This is a genomic window from Pseudomonas tensinigenes, from assembly GCF_014268445.2.
In the GTDB taxonomy this organism is placed as follows: Bacteria; Pseudomonadota; Gammaproteobacteria; order Pseudomonadales; family Pseudomonadaceae; genus Aquipseudomonas; species Aquipseudomonas tensinigenes.
In genome coordinates, this window is the sequence record NZ_CP077089.1 from 6051377 (window position 1) to 6070748 (window position 19372).

The following is a 19372-nucleotide window of genomic DNA, read 5'->3' on the forward strand; positions in this document are numbered from 1 at the left end:
ACACTCAAATCCCTCGATAAACATTTCGGCCCCCTGCGCATCGGTGAAGTCTGGGTGAGCCGTGTGGAACTCAAGGCCTTGGGCGCCACGGTCAACGGCCAGGTCATCAGTGCGGCGAACGCCAGCATAAAAACACCGGACCAGGCCTTTCTGAATGCACTCAACTTCAACTCGGCAACGGTCGAGACACGCGTCAGACACGCGGACATCGCCGACAGCGGGGTCGTGGCCACCCTCTTCTTTGAAATTGCCTGCAAACGTTCCAGCGACGCCTCGGCGCTGTTCGTCAGCGCCAGACCGCTGCCCGCCGGCAGCGGAATGGATCGCCTGAACCAACTGAGCCAAGCGGCACAAACCCTGGACATTCATCGCGTCGACTCTTTTGAAAATGCACCGGGCTGGGTCAGCAAATCCAAAAGCTACCTGATGAGTGGTGCCGGTGTCGGCTTGCAGGCATTCGGGATTTACAGCGGCTACATGGCGATGATGGATGCCATCAAAAAAGGCGACACCCTGGAAGCCGTCTACCAGGGGAGTTCGATTGCTGCCGAATTCGGTTCTCTGATCATCGAACGCGGCCTGACCAAAACCGGCGAAGCGATGCTCAGAAACGGTTCGAGGGCGTTTGGGCGATTCCCGCTGACGTCGGCCGGCAAATACCTGAGTCGGGGTGCCGGCCTCTTTGCCAGCGCAATCACCCTGCCATTCGACATCAACGATGCCGTGTCTTCGTTCAATGCGGCCGCGGCGACCAGCGGCAAGGAGGCACAGGATCACTACGTCGCCGGCGCTCTGAGTGTCGCCAGTGCGGGCATCAGCCTGGCGCTGGGCGCAGCGGCGCTGGCCGGTTTTGGCAGTGTCGCCGGCCCGTTGGGCCTGGCCGCAGCAGCCATCCTCATTCTCGGGTCGATGATTTACCAGGCCGCGCGAGTGGTCGACGATATTGATGATTACATCGAACTGAGCGCCCATGAACGCTTGCGCTCCGGCTGGTTCGCCTTCACCGGGCAGGAGCTGGATCAAGAAGTGCTGGACCGCTTCAAGATCTCCAAGGCATTCAGTGATTACACCCGGCAACGGGAGGTCTCGACCAAAGCCTTGCTGGAAGGTGCCTACAAGAACTTTGCCGAATATGTGGTCAACGGCAGCTTCAGTGTCGAACTGCAACCCTTGAAAATCTGGCGTCACCAATGGAATGAGCGCGCCGGAGAGCAAGCGTTCAAGCTCGACAGCGAAACAGTCATTATCGGCGGCGACGACATCATCGATGCCCGCGACGGCATACCGCCAAACCTCGCGGGTAGCGTCAAAGGTACGCCCGGCGATGACAAAGGCGTGTTCTGGCGCCTCGATGACGGCAACGACCAGGTCGTCGGGGTCAAGGACAAACCTAACTTCTTCAGCTATCGGGAGGGCACGAAGACCCTGACCGGGGGCAGCAAGGCCGATGAGTTTTACTTCGAAACCACCGACAAGATGCTCAATCAGCAAGCAGCGCCATCCGGCATCAGCACGCTCGATGGCGGCGAAGGTTCCGACACCCTGGCCTTTGAAGGCCGCCGCCCCGTCACTGATACTCGCCACCTCGGTTACAACATCAATCTGCAGACCGGCAAGGTCGCCCTGCGCAGCCATGACCAGACCACGACTGCGATCGAGATCGCACACGTGCGCGCGATCGAAAACATCTCGACATTGCGCAATGGTGTCAGTCTGGTCACCGGGAGCAGCGAGGCCAATCGCATTTCGGCCAATGGCAATGATCACATCGCGGCCGGTGACGGTGACGATACCATTGCCATCCGCGGTGCCGATTGCCGTGTTGACGGAGGTCTCGGCCTGGATCGCTACTACATCGCGGACACCTCAGCCAGGACCACGATCATTGAAGACGGTGAGCAGTCGAGTGTCATCGAACTGGGCTGGCCCATCGAATGGATCCAGCGTTGGCAGATCGTCGGCACCTCACTGCTCGTCAGTTCATTGCGTGGCCGGGACGGTGAGGACCCCGAGCATGTCCTGACTATCGAAAACATCTACCAATGGGTCGACGGTCAACGTCACCTGAAAAATGGCCAATTGCTGTTCAAGACCCAGGACGGCTATGAACTGCTGCCTGCCCTGCCATCGCTGATGCAGGGGGCGCCGGCGCAGGATGTTGAAGTGGTCGTCAGCGTCATCGGCAAATCCGCTGCCACCGAGATCATCAATGGCGGCACGGTCACGCTCACGGAGCAGGGATCGAAGCGGCATTTTGTGGCACGCACCGAGCGCAGGGTCGAATTCGTTGCCGGGCCCGGCCTGCCCAAAACCTCCAGAGTCATCTATCTGGATTACAAGGATGCCGAGATGGTCGATGTGGTCGTCAATTACCATGTCGAGAAGCGCGCGGGCGTATCGCTCAACTCCCACCTGTACTACAGCGACATCAACATCTCGCTGTTGCTTCCAGAGAAAATAGTGACGCTCAAGGGCGTCGTCCAGACATCGACGTACGCCAATGGCTACAGCGGCCAGAACAGCCTGAAGGTCACGACTGCTCATCTGGCACAGGACATTGCCGTGGTAATGCAGGACGGCGTTTCTTACCGGCTGCAACTGCCCGATCTGCCCTATCTGTCGGACGCCATGGAACCGGGCAGCAAGATTCGCAAAGCCGCTGGCTGCCTGAAGCCAAGACATGGTGAATATCTGTTTTCCCGGCCAACGATTGCTCGCACCATCGCGCTGCCAGCCACACCCAACCGGGTCGATATAGAGGCCGCATCCCACAACGGCATCTATGTTCTCCAAGGCGCAAGTTCGTCCTACGACATCTACCTGACCAGCAACATGATCATTCGCCTGATGACTCCGGGAGCCCAAGCAAGAACGAGCAATGCCTCGACTTGGAATCTGTTCACCGCCCGGATGACCGAGGCGATCAGCCGCGATGACATCAAACTGGACGCCGAGCGCCTGTGGGTGGGGAGCGCACTGATCGAGTTGCCGACCATAGAAGATGACATGCCGGTCGAGTCGGTGAGCGTAGTGACCCGCTCCGGCAACATCTATGAGGTCGCCTTGCTGTTTGAAGTGCTGCAACTTTACCTGATCAACGCACAGAGCTATTCGAGCGTCGATAGCCTGCTGGCCGACATTCGCCTGCACCGGCAACGCAATGAGCTGGCCGCCAGAATCATTGTCCAGAACCTTGGCGTGACGACGAAACTGGACGGCACGCTGTATTACAACTCGACAAAAGACTACTGGGGAATCGACAGCAACCCGGCCTTGCGGATCAAACCCGAAGACCTGGTCATAGCGCCGGCCAGCGCCTCTTGACCCTGACCGAAGCTGCTTGATGCCAAGCGCCCGATGTGATGTTCCTCGTCACATCGGAGCCTGACCATTATTGGGCCCGACAACGAGTTCCTGTGAGTCTTGCCGAAGCAAAGCCCAAATACTGCGGACAGGTGGCTGGGGCCCATCGAAGTGTCACTAGGCGAACAATTCGCCCTGCAACTCATCGAGCAACGCTTGGATCGCATCGAGTCGCTGTTGCGGATCATCGAGTTGTAGCAGGTCGATTTTGTCTTCTTCAGCGAAAGGCAACAGATAGGCCAATTGATTGGCCAAAGACTGCTGTCCCAGCGCTTCAATGCCCATGTTCAGCGCCTCGACCATCGGGTGCTCCGCCAATGCCTTGAGCAGCGCCATCAGGTCGGCGTCTTCGTCCTGCAACGGTTGCTCGGGCTCCTCGTCCAGCCACTCGACATCGGCGATGATCAATTGATCGCGCTGCACCTCGGTGCGTAACACGTTGAAGCGCCGAGCGCCCTGCACCCGAATCCCCAGCAGACCATTGTCCTGCTGCTGGAAATCGGTGATGCGCGCCTCACATCCGACCAAGGCAAAACCTTCAGGGGCAGCGCCGACTTCATGGCCCTCAAGGATGCACACGACGCCGAAGCCTGCGCCCTGTTTCATGCAGCGGCCGATCATGTCCAGATAGCGCGCCTCGAATATCTGCAAATCGAGATTGCAACCGGGAAACAGCACCGTGTTCAGCGGGAAAAGCGGCAGACTCATAGACATTTCCTTACACCACCATCGACACCGCCAACGGCAGGAACACCGCCGTGGCCACGCCCATCAAACTCATCGCCAGCGCCGCAAAGGCACCGCACTCATCACTTTCCTGCATGGCCACTGCCGTGCCGACCGCGTGAGCGGTCATGCCAAGCGCCATTCCGCGCGCTTCCGGGCTGTGCACACCGAGGCGGTTCAACAGCGTCGGACCAAAAATCGCGCCAATCACCCCGGTGATCAATACGAACACAGCGGCCAGTGCCGCAACACCACCGATCTGCTCGGCCACCAACATGGCAATCGGCGAGGTCACCGACTTCGGCGCCATGGTCATCAGGATCATGTGCTCGGCACCGAACCACCAGCCCAGCGCCACGCCCATGCCCGTGGCCACGACACCGCCTATCACCAGCGTAGTAAAAATCGGCCAGAACAATTGCCGAATACGTCGCAGGTTGAGATACAGCGGCACGGCCAGCGCCACCGTCGCCGGGCCCAGCAGAATGCTGAGAATCTCGGTGCTCTTGCGGTACTCGGCGTAGGTCAGGCCGCAGCCGACCAGCACGCCGATCACCAACAGCATGGAGACCAGCACCGGTTGCAGAAAGATCCAGCGGGTTTTCTCGAACGCCGCCAGCACCAGTTGATAGGCACCGAGGGTGATACCGATGCCGAACAGCGGATGATGAATGACCGAAGCCCAGGCGCCCTGCCAGTCGAAAAGCATCAGGACTCCTCCGACGCAGGTGCGTGGCGCTTGACCAGACGCTGCATCAGCACCCCGGCAAAAGCCATCGACAGGATCAACGACAGCACCAGCGCGCCGACAATCGCCCAGAAATCCGCGGCAATGTCGCTCGCATAAACCATCACGCCCACCGCCGGCGGCACCAACAACAACGGCAGATAACGCAGCAGGCTACCGGCCGCGAGATTCAGCGGTTCGCCGACTTCACCGCGAATGATCAGAAAGACCAGCAACAGCAGCAGACCGATGATCGGCCCCGGCAGTACCGGCAACAGCAAATGATTGAGCGCCGTACCGAGCAATTGGAACAGCACCAGCATGGTCAGGCCACGTAGCAACATCCGACATCTCCGTCTTACTTTCCACTGTGCAAGTCGCCCGCATTATAAGCACGCCTGCGCTATGGACCGGCATTCGCCAAAAGCATGGTCGGTTGACCGGAGCAAATCGCCATGATGATCTACAGTGGTTCGCAGGGAGGTCAAATCCCCCCACCTGAAAAACTATAAAACCGATGAACCCAAGGAGAGTCTCAATGCCCTATGTTCCCGTTGCAGAGCTCAAAGATTATGTCGGCAAGGAACTCGGACGTTCCGAATGGCTCACCATCGATCAGGAACGCATCAACCTGTTCGCCGAAGCCACCGGGGATTATCAGTTCATTCACGTCGACCCGGTCAAAGCCGCGCAAACACCTTTCGGCAGCACCATTGCCCACGGTTTCCTGTCGTTGTCGCTGATCCCCAAATTGATGGAAGACATCCTGATCCTGCCGCAGGGCGTGAAGATGGTGGTCAATTACGGTCTGGACAGCGTGCGTTTCATTCAGCCAGTGAAGGTCAATTCCAAGGTTCGCCTGAAGGTCGATCTGGGTGAAGTCACCGAGAAAAAACCCGGGCAGTGGCTGCTCAAAGCCACCGCGACACTGGAGATAGAAGGCTCGGACAAACCGGCCTATATCGCCGAGCCACTGTCGCTCTGCTTCGTCTGATCGTTCCGGATGCGAAGCAGCGCACGCTGTTTCGCGTCAACACTGGTTTTACCGGCTGCATTAGGTCACATAGCTGCGGCATACTCGGTCGCCTAATTGCCCGGATCCCGCTATGCGCTCACTTGCTCGTCTTGCACCCCTTGCCTTGACCCTGATGCTCACCGCTTGCGGCGACGGCGAATCGCTGTTGCCGCCGGATGCGCGCCTGCCCGACGGCGGACGCTATCGCGGTGAACTGGTCGATGGCTTGCTGCAAGGTCAGGGCCGCGTCGACTACCCCAACGGCAGTTGGTATGCCGGGCAGTTCGACAAGGGCCAGTGGCATGGGCAGGGCGAATGGCATGGCAGCAACGGCGAGGTCTATCGCGGACAGTTTCAGCAAGGCCTGTTCGACGGTCAGGGCAGCCTGACCACCAACGCCAGCAGCTACACCGGCGGCTTCAAACAGGGACGCCGCGAAGGCGAAGGCACCCTGAAAGAAAACGCCATGACCTACCGTGGCGAATTCAGGGCTGACCAATATTCCGGGCTGGGTCGTCTGGAAATGGACGATGGCAGCTCCTATCAAGGCCAGTTCGCCCACGGCAAACCCAACGGTGAGGGCCAGCGCGGCGATGCCAGCGGCAACTCGTTCACCGGGCATTTCGTCAACGGGCAGCTGGAAGGCAACGGCACCTTCAACAGCGCTGACGGCGATATCTACGTCGGCGGTTTCAAGAACAACCAACTGCATGGCAAGGGCCGCTACGAAAACGCCGACGGCGATGTCTGGCTCGGTCAGTTCAAGGAAGGCGCACTGACCGGCAAGGGCGAGTTGATCGGTGCCGACGGCAGCCATTACGTCGGCGCGTTCAGCGACTGGCGCTTCAGCGGTCAGGGTCGTTTGAACCTGCCTGATGGCAGCTTCTACATCGGCGGCTTTGACAACGACAGTTACGCCGGACGCGGCACTCTGGTGCTGACCGATGGCAGCGTGATGAGTGGCACCTGGATCAACGGCCAGCGCGTACGCGATGCTGACGGCAAGTTGCTGCCCGATACGCTCGAGCTCGGTTTGCTGGCTCAGGGCCGGTTGCTCGATGACGCATTGGCCGCCATCCCCGCGTCGACTCCAGCGGTCGAGCTGTACACCCTGACCCTCGGTGGCGACGGCAAGCAAAGCGTGTTCCTGCGCGAATCCGATTATGTCGCCAACATGCTCAACACGCGCTTCGGCGCCTATGGCCAGATTCGTCTGGTCAATCACCGCGATCACCTCGGCGACCGGCCGATGGCCACCCGCGAAAACCTGCGCCGCGCCGCGCAAACCCTCGCCGAACGCAGCGGCCCGGAAGATCTGCTGTTCATCTACCTGACCAGCCACGGCACCGCCGAGCATGAACTGGTGCTCGACCAACCGCGCATGGAGCTGGCCGACCTGCCTGCCGACGAACTCGCTGCCGTGCTGGCACCGCTGAAAAACCGCGACAAAATCATCGTGATTTCGTCGTGCTACTCCGGCGGCTTTATCCCGGCGCTGAAAGACGAACGCACGCTGATCATGACCGCCTCGCGCGCCGATCGGGTGTCCTTCGGCTGTTCGGAAGAAGCCAACTTCACCTATTTCGGCGACGCCCTGTTCGCCCAGGCGCTGAACCAGACCGATGATCTGGAGCAAGCCTTCAAACTGGCCAAGGCCACCGTCGCCGAACGGGAACTGGCGGACAGTTTCGAAGCCTCGGAGCCGCAGATCTGGGCGCCGAAAACCGTGCTGGCGCACTGGCAACTGCTGCGCAAACAGCAAGCAAGAAAAGCTTTGCAAAGTGCTGCATTGAACGACGGAGCGATAAAGAGCAACTAAGCTGAACAGTATCAAGGGAGAGACACTATGTACTTGACGCCTCAGCACGTATTGCTTGCCGGAGCCACCGGTTTGACCGGTGAACATCTACTCGACCGTTTGCTCAACGAGCCAACGATTTCTCGCGTGCTCGCCCCTTCCCGTCGCCCCTTGGCCGAACATCCGCACCTGGAAAACCCCGTCGGCGACCCGCAGGTGTTTCTGCCGCAACTCAGCGGCCGGGTCGATATCGCCTATTGCTGCCTCGGCACCACGATCAAGCAGGCCGGTTCAGAAGCGGCGTTTCGCGCGGTGGATCTGGACATGGTCGTGGCGTTCGCCAAACGCGCGCGGGAGATGGGCGCGCGGCATCTGATTGTGATCAGCGCGATTGGCGCCGATCCGAAGTCGTCGGTTTTCTACAATCGGGTCAAGGGTGAAATGGAGCAGGCACTGCGTGCGCAGGACTGGCCACAACTGACCATTTGCCGGCCTTCACTGTTGTTGGGTGAACGGACAGAACCGCGTCTGGCCGAGCAGCTCGCCGGACCGTTGTCGAAGCTGATTCCAGGTAAATACCGTGGCATCGAAGCTTGCCATTTGGCGCGGGCGATGTGGCGCCTGGCGCTGGAAGAGCAGGACGGGGTACGGGTGATCGAGTCGGATGATTTGCGCAAGCTCGGCAAATGAAAAAGATCGCAGCCTTCGGCAGCTCCTACAGGATCAAGTCGAACCCCATGTAGGAGCTGCCGAAGGCTGCGATCTTTTGCTTTTCACAATCCACCAGTCGCCTGAAAACTCACGCCGATCACCGTCAGCAATGACAACGGCAGCAACAGCGTATCGAGCAACGCACTCGCCGGCAGGTCCACCCCCGGATAACTTGGCGCCTCAGCCCCGAACCGATCCATCGCGCAGCACCCGCCATTCAATGCATACAAATCCAGCCGCGTCCCGGAGTACACCACCGGTGCCCCCGGTTTGGCCGCATCCAGCGTGCGCGCCGTGGCACACCCGGTCAGCAACAACACCAGCCCAATCGCCAGCAGCTTATTCATCGCTGCTCAGATGATGCTCACCCCAACGCGGCAACATGTCCTGGGGAATACCCAGCAAATTGAGAATCCGCGCCACGACGAAATCGATCAGGTCATCGATGGTCTGCGGCTGATGATAGAAACCCGGCGAGGCCGGCAGAATCGTCACGCCCATGTTCGACAGTTTGAGCATGTGCTCCAGATGAATGCTCGAATACGGCGCTTCACGCGGCACCAGAATCAACTGGCGGCGCTCCTTCAACGTCACATCAGCAGCGCGTTCGATCAGGTTGTTGCAGGCGCCCGTGGCAATCGCCGACAACGTCCCGGTTGAACACGGCACTACCACCATCGCCGCGGGAGCGCCGGAACCCGAGGCCACCGGCGACATCCAGTCTTCCTTGCCGTACACGCGGATCTGCCCAGCGGCAGCCCCGGTGTATTCGGTCAGGAAGGCCTGCATCATTTGCGGCTTGGGCGGCAGCGTGACATCGGTCTCGGTCGCCATGACCAGTTGCGCAGCCTTAGAGATCAGGAAGTGCACTTCGCGATCTTCCCGCACCAGACAATCGAGCAGACGTAGACCGTATTGCGCGCCGGACGCGCCGGTCATCGCCAGCGTGATGCGTTCGGGGCCATTGTTCATACCAGCGCCTCGGCGAGTTTGCCGTGCAGGCCGCCGAAGCCGCCGTTGCTCATGATCACCACGTGCGTGCCGGGCTGGGCCTGGCTCTTCACGCGTTCAATGATGCCCTCCAGCGAATCGCTGACAATCGACGGCACCGTGCACAGCGCGGCGGTGCCGGCGAGGTCCCAGCCAAGGTTGGCCGGGGCGTACCAGATCACCTGATCGGCATCGACCACGCTGTCCGGCAAACCGTCACGGTGGGCACCGAGCTTCATCGAGTTGGAGCGTGGTTCGATGATCGCGATCAGCGGTGCGTCGCCGATGCGTTTGCGCAAACCGTCGAGGGTGGTGGCGATGGCAGTCGGGTGGTGGGCGAAGTCGTCGTAAATGGTAATGCCGCGGACTTCGGCGACTTTCTCCATGCGGCGTTTGACGTTCTTGAACGCACTCAACCCGGCGATGCCCATCGACGGCACCACGCCAACATGGCGCGCAGCCGCCAAGGCAGCCAAGGCGTTGGCGACGTTGTGCTGACCGGTCAGCTCCCACTCGACTGTGCCTTGCGACACGCCTTCGAACATCACTTCGAACGCTGAGCCATCTTCGCTGAGCAGTTTGACCTGCCACTGACCGCCGGCACCGGTGGTCTGCACCGGGGTCCAGCAGCCCATTTCGATCACACGCTGCAAGGCTGGCTCGGTGGTTGGATGAATGACCAGGCCTTCACTCGGGATGGTGCGCACCAAGTGATGGAATTGCCGCTCGATCGCCGGCAGATCCGGGAAGATGTCTGCGTGATCGAACTCAAGGTTATTGAGGATCGCGGTGCGCGGACGGTAGTGCACGAATTTCGAGCGCTTGTCGAAGAATGCGCTGTCGTATTCGTCGGCCTCGATCACGAAGAACGGTGTACCGCCCAGACGTGCCGATACCGAAAAGTTCTGCGGCACGCCGCCAATCAGGAAGCCCGGACTCATGCCGGCGTGTTCCAGGACCCAGGCGAGCATGCTGCTGGTGGTGGTTTTGCCGTGGGTGCCAGCCACCGCCAAGACCCAGCGACCTTGCAGCACATGGTCAGCCAGCCATTGCGGGCCGGAGACGTATGGCAGGCCTTTGTTCAGGACATATTCCACTGCCGGGTTGCCGCGCGACATGGCATTGCCGATCACCACCAGATCCGGTGCCGGATCGAGCTGCGCCGGGTCATAGCCCTGCGTCAGTTGAATGCCTTGGGCTTCCAGCTGTGTGCTCATCGGTGGATAGACGTTGGCGTCGGAGCCGGTCACGTGATGGCCCAGCTCTTTGGCCAACACCGCCATCGAGCCCATGAAAGTCCCGCAGATACCCAGAATATGAATGTGCATAGTCGACCTCGTAAACATGGCCGCAGGTTAGCGTAGGGAGGGGGAAATCGCACTCTTTAGGTGAGGGGCGGGATGGGTGGGCCGTTACATCTCGACTCGACTGCAGACTGCCGCCCTCACCCCAGCCCTCTCCCAGAGGGAGAGGGAGCCGATCTGCGTTGCTTTCTAATCCTGGGTTCGACTCGATAACTCAGGTCGGCGTAAGTCGCCAAAACACTTCGATCAGAAGCCGATCTCGGTCGCTTTCAAATCCTGAGTTCGGCTGTATGGCTCAGGTCGGCGTAGATCATTAGAGCGACTCGGTCAGTCCCCTCTCCCTCTGGGAGAGGGCTAGGGTGAGGGCCTTCTAACTGACTCGCCGCTCAATCCCATGCTTACGCAGCTTTCTATAAAGGGTATTGCGGCTGACCCCAAGCTGCTCAGCCGTATGCGTCATATGCCACCGCGTCTGCTCCAAAGTTTTAAGCAGTGCAATTCGCTCGGCATCATCCAGTGGATGCTCCGAGCACTCGGCTCGCGGAAGGACTGGACGCCCCTGCCGAATCATCACCGGCAAATCCTCCAGCCCGATCCGCCCCTCATCACACAACGCCGCCAGCGTGCGCAGGACATTGCGCAACTGCCGCACATTGCCCGGCCAATTGAACGCCAGCAAAGCCTGACGCGCCGGCTCGTCGATCAGGATCGCTTCACCGCCCGCCTCTTCGGCCAGCAGAAAATCCAGCAACTGCGATTTATCACTGCGTGCGCGCAACGCTGGCAACGCCACTTCCAGACCGTTGAGCCGGTAATACAAATCCTCTCGGAAGCTGCCATCGACGACCCGCTCCAGCAGATTGCGGTGGGTGGCACTGATGATCCGCACGTTGACCGACTCCGGCTCGCCGCCGATCGGCACCACCTGACGATCCTCCAGAACTCGCAACAGCCGAGTCTGCAAGGCCAGCGGCATGTCGCCGATTTCATCGAGGAACAACGTCCCGCCATCGGCCTGCTGCAGCTTTCCGCGCATGCCGTCCTTGCGCGCGCCGGTGAAGCTGCCGCCGCGATAGCCGAACAGTTCGCTTTCAATCAGGCTCTCAGGAATGGCCGCGCAGTTGAGCGCGACGAAGGATTTGGCGGAGCGTTGACTGGCCTGGTGCACAGCCTTGGCGAAAGCTTCTTTACCGGAGCCGGTTTCGCCGTTGATAAGCAGCGGCACATCACGCTCGAACACGCGCAGGGCTTTGCGAAAATCTGCCTGCAACGTTTCATCACCGAGGCATATGCCCGAAAGGCGCGGGGCCTCAGCCACGACTGGCGTCGATACAAAAGGTAGAGGCTTGCGCGACTCACCGCGCAGCACGGCAAACAAATGTCGCCCGTCACGGGTGCGCAACGGCCAACTGGCGCTGGCATTGGCACTCGCGCGGCCAAGCAATTCATCCAGTGAACAATCGAAAAACGCCTCCACCGGTTTACCCAGCAGGCCGCCGCGAATATGCCCGAGCAAATTCAGCGCACTCTGGTTGACCGCACTGATCCGCCCTTCCCCGTCAAACGCCAGCAAGCCTTCGCTGAACAGTCCGACGGACTCGGCCTGCAAATGAAAGCGCAGCAACCATTGGTTATCGAAACAGCGCAGGAAGTAACAACTCTCGATCATCTTCGCCGACAGATTGACCAGCGCCATGGTGTGAAACTGGCTCTGCCGCGAAACGTCGTGGCGCGCCGAGGACACGTCGAGCACCGCGAGCAGTTCGCCGTGCGGGTCGAACACCGGGCTTGCCGAGCAGGTCAGCCCTGTGTGGCGACCGCGAAAGTGTTCGTCCTGATGAATCGTCAGCGCCTGGCGCTCGACCAGGCAGGTGCCGATGCCGTTGGTGCCTTCGCAGGCTTCGCTCCAGTCGGCACCCAGCCAGAGACCGGCGCGTTCGAAGATCTTGCGTTCGGCCGGCGCGGTGACGCAGTTGAGGATCACCCCGCGCGCGTCGGTCAGCAATACCGCATGCCCGGCGCCGGAGAGCTGTTGATGCAGGCTACTCATTTCATTGCCAGCGATCTGCAGGACTTGCTGCAGTCGTTCGCGGCTTTCGAGAACGCGCCCGTGTTCGAGCACGGTCGGCGCCATGCTCAGCGCCGGGTCGAGGTGGTAGTCCTCCAGACAGCGCAGCCACGAACGGGCAATCGACGGATCGGCACCGGGCCCGTGCAGGTGCGGTTTGCCCTGAGTAGCGGTGAGAACCTGCTGCGCATGGCGGCTCAAATGGTTGTCGTGCATTTCTTATTGTTCTCCCCGAGGCTCGACGGCCCAATGCTGAGGTGACGCCCAGCATCCTCCAGCCACCGACGCATTGCAATGCTGGCAAGACTGCCCGGTCATCAGCTGTGCCGAAAGCGGTACAAACTGTCACCCCACCTGTACCGAAACCGTCACAGACGCCATCCGCTCGTCCGAGACAAACCACCCAAGCCCTTGATTTACCTGCCCTGCACGGCAGTGGCCCGACCTTTGCTCTACGCTTAAAGCAAGCGCACTTGCGCGTTTCTCTAATAAGTACAAAGCCAAGGAGAACATCATCATGCGTTACGCTCACCCCGGTACTGAAGGCGCCAAAGTCTCGTTCAAAGCCAAATACGGTAACTACATCGGCGGCGAGTTCGTCGCGCCTGTCAAAGGTCAGTACTTCACCAACACCTCGCCAGTGAATGGCCAGCCGATTGCCGAATTCCCCCGCTCCACTGCCGAAGACATCGACAAGGCACTGGACGCCGCCCACGCTGCTGCCGACGCGTGGGGCGCGACGTCCGTGCAGGCGCGCTCGCTGATCCTGCTGAAAATCGCCGACCGCATCGAACAGAACCTCGAACTGCTGGCGATCACCGAAACCTGGGACAACGGCAAGGCCATCCGCGAAACCCTCAACGCCGACATCCCGCTGGCCGCCGACCATTTCCGCTACTTCGCTGGCTGCCTGCGCGCCCAGGAAGGCAGCGCTGCCGAAATCGACGGCAACACCGTGGCCTATCACATTCACGAACCGCTGGGCGTGGTCGGCCAGATCATCCCGTGGAACTTCCCGATCCTGATGGCCGCGTGGAAACTCGCACCGGCGCTGGCTGCCGGTAACTGCGTGGTGCTCAAGCCTGCCGAGCAAACCCCGCTGGGCATTACCGTGTTGCTGGAACTGATCGGCGACCTGCTGCCACCGGGCGTGCTGAACATTGTTCAGGGCTATGGCAAGGAAGCCGGCGAAGCGCTGGCGACCAGCAAACGCATCGCCAAAATCGCTTTCACCGGCTCGACCCCGGTCGGCTCGCACATCATGAAATGCGCCGCCGAAAACATCATTCCGTCCACTGTGGAACTGGGCGGCAAATCGCCGAATATCTTCTTCGAAGACATCATGCAGGCCGAGCCGACCTTCATTGAGAAGGCCGCTGAAGGTCTGGTGCTGGCGTTCTTCAACCAGGGCGAAGTCTGCACCTGCCCATCCCGTGCACTGGTGCAGGAATCGATCTACGACGAGTTCATGGCCGTCGTGATGAAGAAAGTCCTGCAAATCAAACGTGGCGATCCACTGGACACCGACACCATGGTTGGCGCCCAGGCGTCCGAGCAGCAATTCGACAAGATTCTTTCGTACCTGGAAATTGCCAAGGGCGAAGGCGCCGAACTGCTGACTGGCGGCAAAGTGGAGAAACTCGAGGGCAACCTGTCGACCGGCTATTACATCCAGCCGACCCTGCTCAAGGGCACCAACAAGATGCGCGTGTTCCAGGAAGAAATCTTCGGCCCGGTGGTGAGCATCACCACGTTCAAAGACGAAGCCGAAGCCCTGGCGATCGCCAACGACACCGAGTTCGGCCTCGGCGCCGGCCTGTGGACTCGCGACATCAACCGCGCCTATCGCATGGGCCGCGCGATCAAGGCCGGTCGCGTGTGGACCAACTGCTACCACCTGTATCCGGCGCATGCCGCGTTTGGTGGCTACAAGAAGTCCGGCGTTGGGCGTGAAACCCACAAGATGATGCTCGATCACTATCAGCAGACGAAAAACCTGCTGGTGAGCTACGACATCAATCCGTTGGGCTTCTTCTAAGCGGATGAGGGGCGAGGCCGTCGTTTCTGCATCGCCCCTCAGATAGCTTTCGCGAGCAGGCTCGCTCCCACAGGGAATTGCGTGCACCTGCAATGTTCGACTCGACACAACTCTAATGTGGCAGCGAGCCTGCTCGCGAAAGCGGTGTGCCTTTCAACCCCATGGTTCCTGACGGAACAATCGGGCCAATAAAACAATAAGAACGGTGAAACCTATGCCTAGCGAATCCCCGGCTGGCGCTCCGGCGACCGGCGCCTCCGTCGACTTTGAAAAAGTCGGATCGGATTACTTTCAACAACGCGAACTGAAAAAAGGTGCCGCCGGCTGGGTACTGCTGGTGGGTCTGGGCGTTGCCTACGTGATTTCCGGTGACTATGCCGGCTGGAACTTCGGCCTCGCTCAGGGTGGCTGGGGCGGCATGTTCCTGGCGACGCTGCTGATGGCCACCATGTACCTGTGCATGTGCTTTTCTCTGGCCGAGTTGTCTTCGATGATCCCCACCGCTGGTGGGGGCTACGGTTTTGCCCGCAGTGCATTCGGGCCGTGGGGCGGGTTTCTCACCGGCACCGCGATTCTCATCGAATACGCCATTGCCCCTGCGGCTATCGCGGTGTTCATCGGTGCCTACTGCGAATCGCTGTTCGGCATCGGCGGCTGGATGATCTATCTGGCCTTCTACATCATCTTCATTGCCATCCACATTTTCGGGGTCGGCGAAGCGCTCAAGCTGATGTTTGTCATCACCGCCGTCGCCGCGCTGGCGCTGGGGGTGTTTCTGGTGGCGATGGTGCCGCACTTCGACGTCGCCAACCTGCTCGACATTCCGGTCACTGCCGCGGCGGGTGCCAGTCCATTTCTGCCATTCGGCTATGTCGGCGTCTGGGCGGCGATTCCCTATGCGATCTGGTTCTTCCTTGCCGTCGAAGGCGTGCCGCTGGCCGCCGAGGAAACCAAGAATCCCAAACGCGACCTGCCGCGTGGCTTGATCGGCGCCATGTTGGTGCTGCTCATGTTTGCCCTGCTGATTCTGATCGTCGGTCCAGGCGGTGCGGGTGCCAACTCGCTGCTGACCTCCGGCAACCCGTTGGTCGAAGCCTTGAGCAAAGCCTATGGCGGCTCGACCTGGATGGGCAGTTTCGTCAACCTCGTAGGGCTGGCCGGACTGATCGCGAGTTTCTTCTCGATTATCTACGCGTATTCGCGGCAGATTTTCGCGCTGTCACGGGCCGGCTACCTGCCACGCAAACTGTCCGAAACCAATAAAAGCAAGGCACCGGTCCTGGCGCTGGTGATTCCCGGCATCATCGGTTTCGGCCTGTCGCTGACCGGCCAAGGCGATCTGCTGATTCTGGTGGCGGTGTTCGGCGCAACCATTTCCTATGTGCTGATGATGGCCGCGCACATCACCTTGCGGATTCGCCGCCCCAAAATGGACCGGCCGTACCGCACACCGGGCGGCATCTTCACCTCCGGCGTGGCCTTGGTGCTGGCGTGCATCGCCGTGGTCGCAGGCTTCCTGGTCGATCCACGGGTGGTAATCGGTGCCGCCGTCATCTATGGAGTGTTAATTGCTTACTTTGCGTTCTACAGTCGACATCACTTGGTAGCAGGCACGCCGGAAGAAGAATTCGCGGCGATCCAGAAGGCTGAGCAAGCCTTGCACTGAGTGCCGACAATCCCGGCGCAGGCTCGGTCTGCGCCGTCACGGAGAATTGTGTATGGCCAGTTTCGCTCACACGGTCGGCGCCCAGACCTATCGCTTCGACAGCCTCAAGGACGTCATGGCCAAGGCCAGCCCGGCACGCTCCGGGGACTTCCTCGCTGGCGTCGCCGCGCTTAATGACGGCGAGCGCGTGGCTGCGCAAATGGCGCTGGCCGACATTCCGCTTACGCATTTCCTGCAGGAAGCGCTGATTCCTTACGAGTCCGATGAAGTCACCCGGCTGATCATCGACACCCACGACAAGCAAGCTTTCACCGTGGTCAGCCACCTCACCGTGGGCGGTTTCCGCGACTGGCTGCTCAGCGACGCCGCCGATGAAACCAGCCTGCGCAACCTCGCCCCCGGCCTGACACCAGAAATGGTCGCGGCGGTATCAAAGATCATGCGCGTGCAGGATCTGGTGCTGGTAGCGCAAAAGATTCGCGTGGTGACCAAGTTTCGCGGCACCCTCGGCCTGCGCGGGCGTCTCTCCACGCGCCTGCAACCCAATCACCCGACCGACGAACCTTCCGGCATCGCCGCGAGCATTCTCGACGGTCTGCTCTACGGCAATGGCGACGCGATGATCGGCATCAACCCGGCCACCGACAGCATCGCCTCAATCTGCGCGATGCTGGAAATGCTCGACGCGATCATCCAGCGCTACGACATCCCGACCCAGGCCTGCGTACTGACTCACGTCACCACCTCTATCGAGGCGATCAATCGTGGCGTGCCGCTGGATCTGGTGTTCCAGTCGATTGCCGGCACCGAAGCGGCCAATGCCAGTTTCGGTATCAACCTGAACGTGTTGCAGGAAGGCTACGACGCCGGCCTGAGCCTGAATCGCGGCACCCTCGGGCAGAACCTGATGTATTTCGAAACAGGTCAAGGCAGCGCGCTGTCGGCCAACGCCCACCACGGTGTCGACCAACAGACCTGCGAGACGCGGGCCTACGCCGTGGCGCGACATTTCAAGCCGTTTTTGGTGAACACCGTCGTAGGATTTATCGGCCCGGAGTACCTGTACAACGGCAAACAGATCATCCGCGCCGGCCTCGAAGACCACTTCTGCGGCAAATTGCTCGGTGTGCCGATGGGCTGCGACATCTGCTACACCAACCATGCCGAAGCCGATCAGGACGACATGGACACCCTGCTAACGCTGCTCGGTGTCGCCGGGATCAACTTCATCATGGGAATCCCCGGCTCCGACGACATCATGCTCAACTACCAGACCACTTCATTCCACGACGCGCTCTACGCCCGGCAGACCCTGGGCCTGAAACCGGCGCCGGAGTTCGAGCAATGGCTGGCGAACATGGGCATCTTCACCCAAGCGGACGGCAAGGTTCGCTTTGGCAACAACTTGCCGCCGGCCTTCCGCCAGGCATTGGCGCAACTGGGATGAGTCACATGGAAAAACCGCCTGTGGACCCGCAGAACCCGTGGCTGGAACTGCGCCGCCTGACCCCGGCGCGCATCGCTCTCGGCCGCACCGGCACCAGCCTGCCGACCAGCGCGCAACTGGATTTCCAGTTTGCCCACGCGCAGGCACGCGATGCCGTGCACTTGCCGTTCGATCACGCTGGCCTCAGCGCGCAACTCGGTGAGCGCGGGCGCGAAAGCCTGCTGCTGCACAGTGCCGCCGTAGATCGAAACAGCTATCTGCAACGTCCGGATCTGGGCCGCAAGCTCAGCGATGAATCGGCGCAGGCCTTGCGTGATTACGCGGCGGCGCATCCCGGCGGTGTCGATCTGGCGATTGTCGTGGCCGATGGCCTTTCGGCGTTGGCGGTGCATCGGCATACGTTGCCGTTTCTCAATCGGCTGGAAGAGCAAATGAGCGCTGACGGCTGGTCGATGGCGCCCGTGGTTCTGGTGGAACAGGGACGCGTTGCCGTCGGTGATGAAATCGGCCAGTTGCTCGGCGCAAAAATGCTGGTAATGCTGATCGGCGAGCGCCCGGGCCTCAGTTCGCCGGACAGCCTCGGTTTATATTTCACCTACAATCCAAAGGTCGGCCTGACCGATGCCTACCGCAACTGCATTTCCAATGTGCGGCTCGAAGGTTTGAGCTACGGCATGGCGGCGCACCGCTTGCTTTATCTGATGCGCGAAGCCTGTCGGCGGCAGTTGTCGGGGGTCAACCTGAAGGACGAAGCACAGGTTCAGACGCTGGAATCGGACGCCGGTGTAGATATGAAAGGCAATTTCCTACTCGATCCGCCCACAACCTGAACCGTTTCCGCATTGCCTTTCTGCGCCGGTTTCAGGCAGGATCGATGCACGGCCGCCAGGGTTTCCCATCGCCGTCAGAGCAGTTGAAGACAGCCACTTGAAGACGAGACCTATCATGCGGATTATTCAAGCGACCCTCGAACATCTGGATTTGCTGACCCCATTGTTCGTCAAATATCGCGAGTTCTACGGTTCCCTGCCTTACCCGGATTCCTCCCGCGCGTTCCTCGAAAAACGCCTGCGCCGCAAGGAATCGGTGATCTACCTGGCCCTGGCCGATGATGACGACAAGAAGCTGATGGGCTTTTGTCAGCTCTATCCGAGCTTCTCCTCGTTGTCGCTCAAGCGCGTTTGGATCCTCAACGATATCTATGTCGCTGAAGACGCCCGCCGGCAACTGGTCGCCGACAACCTGATCCGTACCGCGAAGAAAATGGCCAAGGAAACCCAGGCCGTGCGCATGCGCGTCTCCACCAGCAGCAACAATGAAGTCGCGCAGAAAACCTACGAATCCATCGGGTTCAAGGAAGACACCGAGTTCAAGAACTATGTGTTGCCGATCAGCGAAGAGCTTTGATTACAAACGCAACGTGTGATGGGGGAGCCTGCTCCCTCAGACATGCTGGCTGCTTCCTGACAATTGTTCACACCTCGACATCCCTCGCTACAAAACCAACACGCTTTTCATC

The 19372-nt window shown here is 60.3% G+C and carries 16 protein-coding genes; 9 read left to right on the plus strand and 7 right to left on the minus strand.

Annotation, left to right across the window (positions count from 1 at the left end; all coding sequences use genetic code 11):
- Positions 1-54 precede the first annotated feature (54 nt).
- The gene (locus tag HU718_RS26870) at positions 55-3324 is read left to right on the plus strand and encodes a calcium-binding protein (RefSeq protein WP_186614102.1); all 3270 of its coding nucleotides are present in this window, start codon (positions 55-57) and stop codon (positions 3322-3324) included.
- Positions 3325-3480: 156 nt separating this feature from the next.
- On the opposite strand, the gene HU718_RS26875 is transcribed toward HU718_RS26870, so the two are convergent.
- From HU718_RS26875 to HU718_RS26885, 3 genes are read right to left on the minus strand one after another with little or no spacing between them, the layout of a single operon-like run.
- Positions 3481-4071 (minus strand): LON peptidase substrate-binding domain-containing protein, encoded by a 591-nt coding sequence (locus HU718_RS26875; RefSeq protein ID WP_095122093.1) that lies wholly within the window; start codon positions 4069-4071, stop codon positions 3481-3483.
- A gap of 10 nt (positions 4072-4081) precedes the next feature.
- Positions 4082-4798, minus strand: a complete 717-nt coding sequence (locus HU718_RS26880; RefSeq protein WP_034153757.1) for an LrgB family protein — start codon at positions 4796-4798, stop codon at positions 4082-4084.
- On the minus strand, positions 4798-5160 hold the full coding sequence (locus tag HU718_RS26885) for a CidA/LrgA family protein (RefSeq protein WP_102899886.1): 363 nt from the start codon (positions 5158-5160) through the stop codon (positions 4798-4800). The genes HU718_RS26880 and HU718_RS26885 overlap by 1 nt, the downstream gene beginning before the upstream one ends.
- A gap of 194 nt (positions 5161-5354) precedes the next feature.
- Between HU718_RS26885 and HU718_RS26890 the strand changes: the two genes are divergently transcribed.
- From HU718_RS26890 to HU718_RS26900, 3 genes are all read left to right on the plus strand, one after another.
- Positions 5355-5810 carry a MaoC family dehydratase gene (locus tag HU718_RS26890; protein WP_007909575.1) on the plus strand — a complete coding sequence of 152 codons (456 nt, stop codon included), beginning with the start codon at positions 5355-5357 and terminating at the stop codon, positions 5808-5810.
- Between the two features lie 112 nt (positions 5811-5922).
- Positions 5923-7650 carry a C13 family peptidase gene (locus HU718_RS26895; RefSeq protein ID WP_186614104.1) on the plus strand — a complete coding sequence of 576 codons (1728 nt, stop codon included), beginning with the start codon at positions 5923-5925 and terminating at the stop codon, positions 7648-7650.
- 27 nt (positions 7651-7677) lie between these two features.
- Positions 7678-8319 carry an oxidoreductase gene (locus tag HU718_RS26900; protein WP_134177796.1) on the plus strand — a complete coding sequence of 214 codons (642 nt, stop codon included), beginning with the start codon at positions 7678-7680 and terminating at the stop codon, positions 8317-8319.
- A gap of 83 nt (positions 8320-8402) precedes the next feature.
- On the opposite strand, the gene HU718_RS26905 is transcribed toward HU718_RS26900, so the two are convergent.
- The 4 genes from HU718_RS26905 to HU718_RS26920 form a co-directional block, all read right to left on the minus strand.
- Positions 8403-8687, minus strand: a complete 285-nt coding sequence (locus HU718_RS26905; protein ID WP_095048791.1) for a YceK/YidQ family lipoprotein — start codon at positions 8685-8687, stop codon at positions 8403-8405.
- Complete coding sequence (gene ubiX / locus HU718_RS26910) at positions 8680-9312, minus strand: flavin prenyltransferase UbiX (protein ID WP_095122104.1); 633 nt, start codon at positions 9310-9312, stop codon at positions 8680-8682. The genes HU718_RS26905 and ubiX overlap by 8 nt, the downstream gene beginning before the upstream one ends.
- Positions 9309-10658, minus strand: a complete 1350-nt coding sequence (gene mpl, locus HU718_RS26915; RefSeq protein WP_095122106.1) for a UDP-N-acetylmuramate:L-alanyl-gamma-D-glutamyl-meso-diaminopimelate ligase — start codon at positions 10656-10658, stop codon at positions 9309-9311. Before mpl ends, ubiX begins: the two co-directional genes overlap by 4 nt.
- A 346-nt stretch (positions 10659-11004) precedes the next feature.
- A complete protein-coding gene (locus HU718_RS26920; protein WP_186614106.1) occupies positions 11005-12918 on the minus strand; it encodes a sigma-54-dependent Fis family transcriptional regulator in 1914 nt (637 codons plus the stop codon).
- 301 nt (positions 12919-13219) lie between these two features.
- On the opposite strand from HU718_RS26920, the gene exaC reads away from it, so the two are divergent.
- From exaC to HU718_RS26945, 5 genes are all read left to right on the plus strand, one after another.
- Positions 13220-14740, plus strand: coding sequence for an acetaldehyde dehydrogenase ExaC (exaC, locus tag HU718_RS26925; RefSeq protein ID WP_016984137.1), 1521 nt, complete (start codon positions 13220-13222; stop codon positions 14738-14740).
- A gap of 214 nt (positions 14741-14954) precedes the next feature.
- The gene (gene eat / locus HU718_RS26930) at positions 14955-16406 is read left to right on the plus strand and encodes an ethanolamine permease (protein WP_007910884.1); all 1452 of its coding nucleotides are present in this window, start codon (positions 14955-14957) and stop codon (positions 16404-16406) included.
- Between the two features lie 52 nt (positions 16407-16458).
- Positions 16459-17853 (plus strand): ethanolamine ammonia-lyase subunit EutB, encoded by a 1395-nt coding sequence (locus HU718_RS26935; protein WP_095122112.1) that lies wholly within the window; start codon positions 16459-16461, stop codon positions 17851-17853.
- Positions 17850-18683: an ethanolamine ammonia-lyase subunit EutC gene (eutC, locus tag HU718_RS26940; protein WP_437180866.1), complete on the plus strand. Its 834-nt coding sequence runs from the start codon at positions 17850-17852 to the stop codon at positions 18681-18683. Before HU718_RS26935 ends, eutC begins: the two co-directional genes overlap by 4 nt.
- Before the next feature lie 115 nt (positions 18684-18798).
- A complete protein-coding gene (locus tag HU718_RS26945; RefSeq protein WP_007910890.1) occupies positions 18799-19260 on the plus strand; it encodes a GNAT family N-acetyltransferase in 462 nt (153 codons plus the stop codon).
- The last annotated feature ends 112 nt before the right edge of the window (positions 19261-19372 follow it).